Origin of the sequence: Algoriphagus kandeliae (genome assembly GCF_004571135.1) — a bacterium.
In the GTDB taxonomy this organism is placed as follows: domain Bacteria; phylum Bacteroidota; class Bacteroidia; order Cytophagales; family Cyclobacteriaceae; genus Algoriphagus; species Algoriphagus kandeliae.
Genome location: NZ_SPSB01000002.1, coordinates 49,163 through 61,709, shown reverse-complemented (window position 1 = coordinate 61,709; position 12,547 = coordinate 49,163). Strand labels below are relative to the sequence as shown.

The following is a 12,547-nucleotide window of genomic DNA, read 5'->3' as shown; positions in this document are numbered from 1 at the left end:
TTTGTAGTAATCCTCTTGTACCGAGTAATCCCAATTTTAAATTTAAAAGGCTATTTTTGCCGCTAGATTAAACCTAAAGAATGGCAAAGAAACGCGGAGGAGCACTGGAAGAGCACGAAAAACGAAAGTTGAATAAAAAGAACTTCCAAAAGCTAAGCGGGATATTCCGTTTTATGCTTCCCTACAAGGGGTACTTCTTCTTGGGTTTGGTCTTTTTGCTTTTTTCCTCACTTACCCTTTTGACTTTCCCTTACGTTGCTGGAAAATTAATCGATACTGCTCAAGGTTCGGAATGGATTGTCAATGACATTAATGGAATTGCTCTGATTTTAATTGGGATTCTGGCAGTTCAAAGTATTTTTTCATTTTTCCGGGTTTGGCTTTTTGCTCAAGTTTCTGAGCGATCCATGCGAGACATCCGAATGGCTCTTTATGACCGCATGTTGCATTTGCCCATGGCGTTTTTTGATAAGCGTCGGACTGGTGAGCTTATTTCAAGAATTACTTCGGATGTGAGCTTGTTGCAGGATGCTTTTTCAGTAACGTTGGCGGAGTTGTTCCGTCAGGTGGTCACACTTCTAGCTGGAATTGGCTTTTTGGTTTTTACGACTCCGAAGTTGACCCTATTTATGCTGGGGACTTTTCCGGTCTTGGTTCTGTTAGCCATGGTTTTTGGTCGCTTTATTCGTCAGCTGAGCAAGAAAACTCAAGATGAATTAGCTCATGCCAACGTCATTGTAGAAGAGACGTTGCAGTCCATTACTACTGTAAAGTCTTTTGTGGGAGAAAAATATGAATCCTCTCGCTATTCAAGTGGATTGGGAAATGTGGTGAAGGTAGCCCTTCGAACAGCAAAATTCCGCGGAGCATTTATTTCCTTTATCATTTTCGCTCTTTTCGGTGGAATCGTAGCGGTCATGTGGTATGGCGCCAGCTTAGTATCATCGGGAGAGATGAGCGTAGGAGAATTGGTTTCCTTTGTTCTTTATACCACGTTTATCGGAGGCTCCATAGCAGGTTTGGGGGATATTTACAGTCAAATTCAAAAAGCCATCGGAAGCTCTGAGCGAGTTTTGGAGATTTTGGATGAAAAAGAGGAAAAATCTAGTGGTAGTACTGTATCAGACGGTTTAGGAGCCATTGTTTTCTCTGGGGTGAGTTTTCATTATCCAACTCGACCTGAAGTGGAAGTGCTTAAGTCCCTTTCCTTACAAATCAAACCTGGGGAAAAAGTGGCGCTAGTGGGACATTCGGGTGCCGGAAAATCCACGATTATTCAATTGCTTCTCCGATTCTATGATATTGAAAAGGGTGAAATCCTTGTAAATGGTTTGTCTCTCACCGATTGGGATTTGGAGGAATTGCGAAAGCATATAGGCATAGTTCCTCAAGAGGTCTTGTTATTTGGAGGAAGTATCCGTGAAAATATTGCCTATGCAAAGCCAAATGCTTCTGAGGAAGAAATCATTTTAGCTGCCCAAAAAGCGAATGCTTGGCAGTTTATTTCCCAATTCCCGGAAGGCTTGGACACCTTGGTTGGGGAGCGTGGCGTGAAGCTTTCCGGAGGACAACGTCAGCGTGTAGCCATAGCTCGAGCGATTCTAAAAGATCCAAGTTTACTCGTTCTTGATGAGGCCACTTCCTCCCTGGATGCGGAATCAGAAGCTTTGGTTCAAGAAGCTTTGGATGAGCTGATGAAGGGAAGAACTACCATTATTATTGCGCACCGATTGGCTACGATTCGCAAAGTAGATCGGATTTACGTTCTCAGCGAAGGAAAAATTGTGGAGGAGGGAAGCCATTATGAACTGGCAGAAAAAGAAGATGGATTCTATTCAAATTTGGTTCGCCTCCAATTTGCCGATCATTAATTAAAATCAACCATTATTTTTTTTCAATAAATAATTTCCAACAAAGTGGTTGAATCTCCTGTTCCTGTAAAAAATTACTGAAAAATGGATCATTTATTAGATAGCTTAATCACTTCTGTAAAGAAGGAGAGAGAGGAATTATTGAATCACCCGCTTTATCATAATCTTCAAAGCCTGGAGGATTTTCGGGTTTTTATGGAATATCACGTTTTTGCTGTTTGGGATTTTATGAGTCTTCTAAAAGCTCTTCAGCATCGATTGACAGGCATGTCTTTACCATGGTTGCCGGCATCCGACCCGATGGTGGCCAGGTTGATTAATGATATCGTCTTAGCAGAAGAAAGTGATGAAGATGGTCTGGGTGGCTTTTGCAGTCATTTTGAATTATACCTTCGAGCGATGCAAGAAGCAGGTGCTTCTTTGGAGCCTATTAATCGATTGACCAAATTGCTTTCCTCTGGGTACAGCTTGGAGGAGTCTATGAATCAATGCAATCTCCCCGATTTTGTACGAAAATTTCTTCGGGTAAATTACCAGACTGCGCTTTTCGGTGAGCCTCATGAAATCGCCTCATCCTTTACTTTGGGAAGAGAAGATTTGATCCCTGATTTATTCAGAAAGCTCGTAGATGAATTGGTAAAAGATCAACCTGAGGAACTCAAGACCTTGGCTTATTATTTTGACCGTCATATTCATTTGGATGAGGAAGAGCATGGTCCTTTGGCTTGGAGAATGGTGGGAATGCTATTGGAATCCGAGACTCATCTAGAGGAGGCAATCGTAGCTGCAAGAGAAGCATTAGAGGCAAGAAAAATCCTTTGGGACGGAATCAATCAGGAGATTTTAACTCAAAAGGAAGCTTTTGCAAATTAATCCAGATTGTGGAGGGTGATGGATTTCGTCATCCCTCCCAATTTTTCTCGATAGACCTTCCCACCTGGAAATAACTGCTTCATTTCCTTTTCGTCCAATAGTCTGATTTCTTCGATGTATTGACGGGCATCTTGGGAATCCCACTTTTGGAATCGGCTAAAAGGAGTTTTGGTCAAAGTTTGAAAAAGTAAGTTTTTTGGCCAATACTGCGCAAAGGGAAGTGCATAATGCGCTTCAATCGGAAAATAGCGATTGGGAGTTTGGACATAATATTTTTTTCCTACCCGCTGGATTTCCTGAGCCATTTTTTGTTGATTTTCCCAAGTATAAAGGTGCTCTATCACCGAATTGGAAAATACCAGATCGAATTCACCTTCACCAAATTCGGGCATAGCAGTAGCGTCTCCTTTTTCTCCTTTTATGTTTGGTAGCTCGCTTTTTTCTAAGTGAAGATTCAGCAAAGTAATCTCAATGGTAGGATATTCTATCAATTTGCTTGATTCCCAGAAATATGCGGTACCACCCACATCGAGAATCCGGATAGCTTGCTCGGGATCAAAAATCTTGAAAAATAGAGACTCAAAATAGGCCAGTCTTTTTTTACGAAAACTTGCGCCCAAAGAGTCGGGGTTATCGGAAGAAGCGAAAATCTTTGAGAGAAAACTCGTCATTGCCAAAAATACCAGTGATTCAGAATTTAGTGTCAAAAGTAAGCATGCTTGACGATTCTTTTCTTAATTTTGGATTTGAAATCGAGATAAGCCTTTGAATGAATAGCTTAGCCTGATTTTTGTTCAGAACGAATTGTTTGATCCGATTTTTATGAAGCGCAGATTTGATAAATATTTTCCTTGGCTTTTTACAGTCAGTGATATTCTTGCTTCATGGGTTGCTTTGTTGATTTGCAACCTGCTACTCCAAGAATTTGGAATTTTTGCCGGAGTCGGATTGGAGGCGTTTTTTCCGCTTTCCATCCTGTGGCTATTCATAGTGCTTCTTCGAAAAGACTACAAAATCGGCCGTACTGACGAATACAGCCAAACCCTCAGACATCTGTTGGGGACCGTTTTTTGGTTTGTAGGAGCCACTGCAGTCTTGTGGATCCCTTTCAATACCCCCAATCTTCAGGTAATTCCAGTCTTGGCTTTGGGCTTGGGAATGTTGGTTTTGATGGGAAGCTATCGAGTTGGCGTGCATATGCTTCTTCGGTCTTACCGTTCCAAAGGAAACAATTACCGAAATGCGGTGATCGTTGGTAAGGGAGGGACTAGTCCAAAACTTGCTGATGTATTTCGGATTCGAAAGGATTTTGGAATCAACTTCCTTGGCTATTTCGATAACCTCTCTGATTGCAAGCAGACCCGTGGAGATATCCATGATTTTTTTGAGCAAGCGCCGAATTTAGATTTGGATCTGATTTACATCCATGAGCAGCTTGAGCCAGGACTTGTACGCAAAGTGATTGATTTTGCGGATGAGAATTACATCAAAGTCAAGATGATTCCTGGAGGATCCTTGCAGTTGGAGAAAAATCTTTCCTTCTCCCGTTATGGTGATTTCTTCGTCATCAATGTCAATGAAATCCCGCTTGATAATGCCTTTAATAGTTTTGCCAAACGGGCTTTTGATGTGGTTTTTGCCAGCTTGGTTATTGTATTCATTCTTTCTTGGTTGATCCCTTTGGTGGGATTGCTAATCAAGATTGAATCCAGAGGTCCTATTTTCTTTATTCAAAAAAGAAACGGTGTCAACAATCGCGTCTTTAACTGTTTGAAGTTTAGATCGATGACGCCGAATGACTACGCAGATACCGTTCAGGCAGTCAAAGGTGACCCGCGTGTGACGCGCATAGGATCATTTCTACGGACTACCTCTTTGGATGAAATGCCTCAATTTATCAATGTGTTGTTAGGGGATATGTCCATCGTGGGCCCACGTCCGCATACCATCCCAATGAACCAAACCTTCAAGAAGCAAATAGACCGGTATAATTCCCGACATAAAATCCGCCCAGGAATTACTGGTTTGGCTCAAGTCAGAGGTTTTCGAGGAGAAATTGAAAACCCTCATCAAATCCGATCCCGGGTTCGCCTGGATTCTTTTTACATCAATAATTGGTCATTTTTATTGGATATGGGAATTATGGTTAAGACAATTCATGAATTGCTCTTTAACCGTGAAAATGCCTATTAATCCATGGCATCCTGTAAATTTTGTGGAGGGGAAGATCTTCGGGAATTTATTGCTCAGGAAAAAATGCTCGGCTTAGGTGAATCTTTTGTTTACCAAGAGTGCCTATCCTGTCAATCTTTACAAATAAAAGAAGTTCCAAAAGACCTAAGCCCCTATTATCCCTCAGAAGGGTATTATTCTTTTATTCCCCTTGTTAAGTCGGGTTCCTTGAGGCTTTTTCTTAAAAAGCTTCGCATGCGTATGTTTTTAGATTTGGGAATTTCCTGGAAAAGTCCCTCTTATGGCTATTGGCTAAAGCGAATTCACAGGAAGTTTGAGGACGCCATTGCTGATGTGGGTTGTGGGAATGGGCAGTTGCTCTATGAATTGCATGCGGGAGGATTTAGAAATTTGACTGGAATAGATCCTTTTTTATCAGAGTCTTCACAAATAGCCCCGGGATTTAAACTCGTTAAGAGCAAACTGGAAGAGGTTGATCAGAAGTTTGATGTAATCATGATGCATCATTCCTTTGAACACCTGGAAAATCCGGAAGAAGAATTGAAGCGGTGCTATAATTCGCTTAATCCAGGAGGTAGATTATTAATCCGTACACCGTTGGCAAATTGTGAGGCTTGGAGGGAATTTGGAGAAAATTGGGTTCAGCTAGATGCCCCTCGTCATTTGATTATTCCAAGTTTAAAGGGATTTCAATCCTTGGTTTCCAAAAGTGGGTTTCGGTTGAAGGAGGTGTTTTTCGATTCAACAGGCTTCCAGTTTTGGGGATCTAGGCTTTATGAGAAAGGATTCAAATTGGCTGGGCAGAACTTAGCAGATCATTTTTCCAAAAAGGAACTAGACGGATTCAATAAAAAAGCCCTCCAATACAATCAGGAGGGCAAAGGTGATCAGGTTTGTTTCTTCTTAGAGCGTGTCGATTAAATTCGAAGCAAGGCCTCAAAAAAGCCTAAAGTTTCTCCCTTTTTCTTGAAAATGATCATTGGAAGGGAATTGTTGGCTTCGATCATTTTTTCTGCCGTACTTCCAAGTAGAACGGCTGCTGATTTGGACCGGCCTCTAGAACCCATTATCAGCATATCTACATCCAGCTTGTGAGCTTCATTCATAATGAGATCTCCCGGATTCTCCCCGTCATTTAACACAAAATCACACTTGAGTTCAGGATGATTGTGATGTGATACAAATTTCTCAAAATCATGTTCTGCATTATTCTTCATGATTTCAGCAAATTCCTCAAATGATTTACCTGTTTTGGAATAGCCTGCCGGAACATGATACATGTGAACTGGAATAAGTTCTGCCCCCAATTCATCGGCTATTCTTTCTCCAAAGTCATAAATCAAATGATTGTGATTGGAGAAATCCGTAGGAACCATGATGCGTTTTGGAAGTCCTGGCGGCCTTCTTTCTTGGAGCAACATAACTGAACAAGGAGCTTTTTTGGCCACTCCGTTTGCAAGAACTCCATTCCCTGCCAAGGTTTCCTTTCGTCCCATCACAATCAAATCAACATTCTTGATTCTAGCCCATCGAAGAAAGGTTTCCAGAGGATGGTCTCCCTCTTCAGCAAAAATTTCGATTTCGATATTTTTAGGGAAGTTGTGTTGTTGAACTTTATCCTCGATGAGGGCTTCGATGGATTCATCCCCAGGTGCTAACAAGTCTGGATATTGGCGAAGAACTTCATCCGGGATAGCCAAGTTTTGGGAAACGTGGACAAAATAGCACTTCTCAACTCCTAAAAACTTCAAGAATACTTTGGTTTTTTCGATCAGGATGTCATCCATCTCAGTCAAATCCAAACCAATCATAATTTTTTGGAAAAATTTCATAGCGCAATGTCGTTTGAGAGTCTTAATTTAAAATAATGATTGAGTTTATTAAACAGTTTTTACGATTTTGCCCTAAAGTGGGGCTAATTGGATAATTGATCAGATGACTCAATTGCAAAAATATTTTCTAGCGATCTTACCTCCTTCGGATTTCCTTCAGCAGGTTCATGAATTGAAGTTAAAAATCCGGGAAGAGTTTGGTATTAAGTACGCCTTAAAATCTCCCCCGCATATCACTCTTCGGATGCCTTATTTATATAATGAGCTGAAAGAAGAGCGGATGGTCGGTTTAATAAATTCTTTTGCCAAAGACTATTCCCCTTTTTCACTTCAAGTAAAGGGGACAGATCAATTTCGAGGACGTGTGATTTTTTTGGATATCCTTGCAGGGGATGATTTATTCCAGATGCAAAAAGCCTTACGGATATTTTGTAAGCGAAACCTTAACCTTAAGGATGAGCTGAGTGATTTGAGCTTTCATCCGCATATGACGGTAGCCTTTCGGGATATCAAAAAGCATCAATTCCAAGCTGTTTTTGATTTTGTTAGAAAGCAGGATTTGGCAGCAAATTTTGTGGTCAAAAGCTTCTTTCTGCTAAAGCACCAAAATGGGATTTGGGAGCCAAAAATTGAGATTTTGCTAAAAAAGTGAGCCTATTAAATCAATTTTTATCCTTTTATTAAAAATTCTAAAAAAAATTAAATTTTGATAAAATCATTAAAGGAACTAATAAATTTTGCATATCATTTTTTCAATATCGGACAGGATAAGAATTTTATTTCGAATAAATCTATTTTTCGGTAAAATTCAGTATAATATTTTTTTTCTAAATCTAAAGAATCATAATTCTATTAATTGAATTTTTCCAAGAATAGAAATAAAAATTATAATAATTGACCCTTTTCGAAATTTTATATTGAAAAAATATTCAAAAAGGCAAAAAGAATGAGGTGGACAGTGTTCGGACAGTGTTTGGGCACTTAGTTAACGATTGATAATTTTGCTTTTTTAAAAATCATGAAATTTTATTTCAATTTTTAGCAAAATGACGTCTAGTGGCAAAATTTGCTCTTTTTCGATTTTAGCTCGTGATTTATCCTGACGAAAAATAAATCATCTATTTAAAACTAAACCTATGAAGAAAATTTTACTAGGTTTTGTATTGCTCTTTTTGACAGGAATCTCTGTCATGGCGCAAAACAGAACCATCACAGGTAGAGTGACAGCACCCGAGGAACCAGATGGTTTGATCGGTGTGAATGTCCTTGTAAAGGGAACGACCATCGGGGTCGTGACGGATTTAGATGGAAGATACTCCTTGCTAGTACCTGAAGGTGCTACCACGTTGGTCTTCAGCTATATCGGTTACAGAAGTGTAGAGGAATTGATCGGCAACCGCAGCGAAATCAATGTGGTGATGCAGGAAGATTCCCAAAACTTGGAAGAAGTGATCATCACTGCTTATGGTGGTACAGTAGATAAAGGAAACTTTACCGGTTCTGCTGTAGCATTGAAAGGTGATCAAATCGCTAATCGTCCTATCAACAACGTAGTGAATGCTATCGAGGGTCAAGCCCCTGGTGTTATCACTACTTCTGCATCCGGTCAGCCAGGTTCTACTCCTGCTGTACGTATCCGTGGTATCGGTTCTGTTAACTCATCTTCTGCTCCTCTTTATGTAGTAGATGGTGTTCCTTATGACGGAGACCTTTCCAACTTGAACCCAGAGGATATTGAAGACATGACGATCTTGAAAGATGCCTCTTCTGCGGCTCTTTACGGTTCTCGTGCTGCCAACGGTGTAGTAATGATTACTACTAAGACTGGTAACAAAAACAAGCCTACTTTCAATTTGAGATTGCAGCAGGGTGTTTCTGGTCGTGCACTTCCAGAATACGACCGTGTGAATGCTGATCAGTATTATCCATTGGTTTGGGAATCTTTGAAAAACTCTCAACTTGGAAACGGTGCTAGTCCTGCTGATGCTGCAGCTTTTGCTTCAAACAATTTGATCGACATCCTTGGATACAATGTGTACAATGTTCCTAATGATCAAATCGTAGGATTGGATGGTACTTTGAATCCAAATGCAGTAAACAATTTCCAAGGTCTTGACTGGTTTGATGAATTGCAGCGTATGGGTGACCGTAAAGAATACAACTTGACCTACTCAGGTGGAGCTGGTAAGACGGACTTCTATACCTCTTTCAACTATTTGAATGAGAAAGGTTTTATCATTCAGTCTGACATCGAAAGATTCACAGGTCGATTGAATGTGAATACGCAGGCTACTGACTGGTTAAAGACAGGTATCAACCTTTCTGCAACCATGAGTGAAGGAAACAATGCAAGAGATGGTGGAAGTAACTCCTTTGTGAACCCATTCTTTACCGCTCGTTCTATGGGACCTATCTACCCTGTTTATGCTCAGAATATGCAAACAGGTGGATTTATCTTGGATGAGTTCGGAAACAAAATCTTTGACTTGGGTGATTTGGAAGAACTAGGTCTTCCAAGAAGAGGTGCAGGTGCTTATCCTGGCCGTCACGTAGTACAAGAGACATTGTTGAACATTGATCGATTCGACAGAGACGTGATTTCTTCCCGTGCTTATGTAGAGGCTAAATTCTTGAAGAACTTCACTTTCAGAACCAATATCGCTACAGATATCACATCTCTATTGAATATTGGATATGACAATACTATCGTAGGTGATGGTGCGCCAGCAGGTCGAACTCGAAGAGAAAACATTAGAATCAACTCTTTGACTTTCAACCAGTTGTTGACTTACTCTAATACCTTCAATGAGAAGCACTTTGTAGAAGTATTGGCAGGTCATGAGAATTATGATTACCAAGTAAATCGTCAGTTCATCTCCAAGCAGGATCAAATCTTGGCTGGAAATATCGAGCCTGACAACTTCGTAACCATCAACTCTGCAACAGGTCGTCTAGACAGAGATCGTATCGAGTCTTACCTTTCTCGAGTGAACTATGTGTATGATGATAAATACTCTTTCTCTGCTTCTTGGAGAACAGATGGATCTTCTAGATTCTTTCAAGATGTAAGATGGGGTACTTTCTTCTCAGTAGGTGCTGCTTGGTCTATTGATCAGGAAGACTTCTTCAATTCTAACTTCTTCCAATTGTTGAAATTGAGAGCTTCTTATGGTGAAGTTGGTAACAACAACGTCGGTGGATTCTATCCTTGGCAAGCATTGTATGACCTAGGCTTTAACAACGCTTCTGAGCCTGGTATTTTGCAAGCTTCCCTTTCTGCTTTGGACTTGCAGTGGGAATCCAACAATACCTATGACTTAGGTTTGGATTTTGCATTCGGAAACAGATTCTCCGGTACAATCGAATACTTCAACAGAGAGTCTAGCAACTTGCTATTTGAAGTTCCTTTGTCTTTGACTACAGGTCTTAACAGCCGATTCCAAAACATCGGTACTATGGCAAATACTGGTATTGAATTCAACATTGGTGGTGATTTGGTTCGTTCAGGCGACTTCCGATGGAATGCCAACTTGAACGTGTCTACCTTCAAAAACGAGTTCAAAGAATTGCCTTTCGATGAGCAAATCGTAGGTACTAAGAAATATGTGGTTGGTCGTTCCATCTATGACTTCTGGTTGAGAGACTGGTATGGTGTGGATCCAGAAACTGGTGAAGGATTGTACCGTGCTGCAGAATATGATGAGGATGATGCAACTACCCGAATCGTTGGTCAGGACACCTTGACTACTAGCTTCCAAAATGCACGTTTCCACTTTGCTGGAAATGCAATCCCTGACTTCTTCGGAGGTTTGTCCAATACCTTGTCTTACAAAGGATTCTCTTTGAACGTGTTGGTCAGCTTTGCAGTTGGTGGTGATATTTATGATGGAATCTATGCAGGCTTAATGGCTGCTGATCCTGATGGTGGAGCTGCCCACGTGGATATCTTGAATAGATGGCAGCAGCCTGGCGACATCACTGAAGTTCCTAAAATGGACGTAACTGGTGCTGCACAGACTAACGTTGCTTCTGACAGATGGTTGACGGATGCTTCCTATTTGAACTTGAGGTCTGTAAACCTTTCTTATACCTTCCCTCGAACCCTATTGGAGAGATGGAAAATGAGAGGTGCTACGGTTTATTTGGCAGGTGAAAACCTAGGATGGTTGTCTTCAAGAAGTGGAATGTACGTTTCTGGTACGTTCAGCGGTACGACTTCCAACACCTTTACGCCGGCAAGAACTTTCACGCTAGGTGTTAATGTCCAACTGTAATCTACCAAAACCATGAAGAAATTATTAAGTAAAATATTCTTGCTCGGAGCAATCCTAAGTTTTGGTTGCGCTGAGGACTATTTGGATACCCTTCCTACGGATGCGGTATCAGAGAATGCGGTCTTTACAACTACGCAAAATGCAATGACTGCATTGAATGGTATTCACAGATCCATGTTTATCCGCTATGACTCTCAAGGTCAGCCGGGTGAAGGTGGTGTGATGATTATGAGAGAAGCATTAGGCGATGACTACGTTATGACAGGTATCGCTAATGGATGGTTTGTATCTATCTCCAGATGGTTAAACCACATCAATGAAAACAGTGGTGACGTACGTTTTGTATGGAGATTCTACTACAAGATCATTGGTAATGCTAACATGATCATTGCCAATATCGACAATGCAGAAGGACCTCAGACTGAAAAAGATGAGATCAAAGGTCAGGCTTTGGCTTATCGTGCTTGGGCTCACTTCAACTTGGTTCAATTGTTCGCTCAGCGTTACAATGCTGGCGGAGGCAATAGCCAATTGGGTGTACCAATCGTATTGGAACCAATCACTGAAGGTGGTGCTAGAAACACTGTAGAAGAGGTTTATACTCAAATCAATGCGGATTTGGATGCTGCGATTGCTTTGTTGGACGAAAGCAGAAATGCGAAGTCTCACATCAACATCAATGTTGCTAGAGGTATTAAAGCTCGTGTTGCTTTGACTCAAGGTAACTATTCAGTAGCAGCTGCTCAAGCTAAATTGGCTAGAGAAGGATATGATTTGATGTCTGAAACTCAGCTTTATGAAGGTTTCAATAATGTTGACAATCAAGAGTGGATCTGGGGAAGCCGTCAAATTGACGATCAGCAGACATTCTTTGCTTCTTACTTTGCTTATGTATCCTTGAACTTCAGTTCAACGAATATTCGGGGTAATCCGAAAGCAATTAGCAGCAAATTGTACGATATGATCTCTGATACGGATTACAGAAAAGGTCTTTGGGATCCAAATGCATCTGATCCCGCTTTGAGAGATCCATTCATCGATGAGGTGACTTTGAGCTCTTTTGCGAAGCGTGACTACATGAACCGTAAGTTTGTTGCTCAAGGTAATGCTTCTTCTGTAGGTGATGTACCTTACATGAGAGCTGCTGAGATGTATTTAGTGGAAGCAGAAGCTTTGGCTAGATCTGGTAATGATTCTCAAGCTGCTCAAGTATTGTTTGAGTTTGCTTCTCAGCGTGACCCTGAATACACTTTGACTTCCAATACAGGCGAGGCTTTGATCGAAGAGATCATGATTCAGCGTCGAATCGAGCTTTGGGGTGAAGGTTTCAGATTCTACGATTTGAAGCGTTTGAACTTGCCTTTGGACAGAAATGGTGCAAACCATGTTGCTACGGTTATCAACTCTAAGTTTGATGAGCCTGCAGGTACCAACAACTGGCAGTTCAAAATTCCTATCTCTGAATTGAACGCAAACGAAAATATGGTTCAAAACCCTTCATAAG

At 40.9% G+C, this 12,547-nt stretch carries 9 protein-coding genes; 7 read left to right on the top strand and 2 right to left on the bottom strand.

The window, feature by feature from the left end; translation table 11 throughout:
* Window positions 1-80 precede the first annotated feature (80 nt).
* Both E4S40_RS04780 and E4S40_RS04775 read left to right on the top strand, forming a co-directional pair.
* The gene (locus tag E4S40_RS04780; protein ID WP_135071727.1) at window positions 81-1,871 is read left to right on the top strand and encodes an ABC transporter ATP-binding protein; all 1,791 of its coding nucleotides are present in this window, start codon (window positions 81-83) and stop codon (window positions 1,869-1,871) included.
* An 84-nt stretch (window positions 1,872-1,955) separates the two neighbouring features.
* The gene (locus E4S40_RS04775; protein WP_135071725.1) at window positions 1,956-2,744 is read left to right on the top strand and encodes a DUF3050 domain-containing protein; all 789 of its coding nucleotides are present in this window, start codon (window positions 1,956-1,958) and stop codon (window positions 2,742-2,744) included.
* Here E4S40_RS04775 and E4S40_RS04770 read toward each other — a convergent pair.
* Window positions 2,741-3,451: a class I SAM-dependent methyltransferase gene (locus E4S40_RS04770; RefSeq protein WP_237563133.1), complete on the bottom strand. Its 711-nt coding sequence runs from the start codon at window positions 3,449-3,451 to the stop codon at window positions 2,741-2,743. The two genes, E4S40_RS04775 and E4S40_RS04770, sit on opposite strands and share 4 nt — an antisense overlap.
* Before the next feature lie 115 nt (window positions 3,452-3,566).
* Between E4S40_RS04770 and E4S40_RS04765 the strand changes: the two genes are divergently transcribed.
* Together E4S40_RS04765 and E4S40_RS04760 are read left to right on the top strand one after the other, a co-directional pair.
* Window positions 3,567-4,937: an exopolysaccharide biosynthesis polyprenyl glycosylphosphotransferase gene (locus tag E4S40_RS04765; protein WP_135071723.1), complete on the top strand. Its 1,371-nt coding sequence runs from the start codon at window positions 3,567-3,569 to the stop codon at window positions 4,935-4,937.
* A gap of 3 nt (window positions 4,938-4,940) precedes the next feature.
* Window positions 4,941-5,858, top strand: coding sequence for a class I SAM-dependent methyltransferase (locus E4S40_RS04760; RefSeq protein ID WP_135071721.1), 918 nt, complete (start codon window positions 4,941-4,943; stop codon window positions 5,856-5,858).
* On the opposite strand, the gene E4S40_RS04755 is transcribed toward E4S40_RS04760, so the two are convergent.
* Window positions 5,855-6,769 carry a universal stress protein gene (locus E4S40_RS04755; protein WP_135071719.1) on the bottom strand — a complete coding sequence of 305 codons (915 nt, stop codon included), beginning with the start codon at window positions 6,767-6,769 and terminating at the stop codon, window positions 5,855-5,857. The genes E4S40_RS04760 and E4S40_RS04755 overlap by 4 nt on opposite strands.
* 103 nt (window positions 6,770-6,872) lie before the next feature.
* Between E4S40_RS04755 and E4S40_RS04750 the strand changes: the two genes are divergently transcribed.
* The 3 genes from E4S40_RS04750 (at window position 6,873) to E4S40_RS04740 (ending at window position 12,546) form a co-directional block, all read left to right on the top strand.
* Complete coding sequence (locus tag E4S40_RS04750) at window positions 6,873-7,421, top strand: 2'-5' RNA ligase family protein (RefSeq protein WP_135071717.1); 549 nt, start codon at window positions 6,873-6,875, stop codon at window positions 7,419-7,421.
* A gap of 484 nt (window positions 7,422-7,905) precedes the next feature.
* Window positions 7,906-11,043, top strand: coding sequence for a SusC/RagA family TonB-linked outer membrane protein (locus E4S40_RS04745; RefSeq protein WP_135071715.1), 3,138 nt, complete (start codon window positions 7,906-7,908; stop codon window positions 11,041-11,043).
* A 12-nt stretch (window positions 11,044-11,055) separates the two neighbouring features.
* Complete coding sequence (locus E4S40_RS04740; RefSeq protein ID WP_135071713.1) at window positions 11,056-12,546, top strand: RagB/SusD family nutrient uptake outer membrane protein; 1,491 nt, start codon at window positions 11,056-11,058, stop codon at window positions 12,544-12,546.
* Window position 12,547 lies beyond the last annotated feature (1 nt).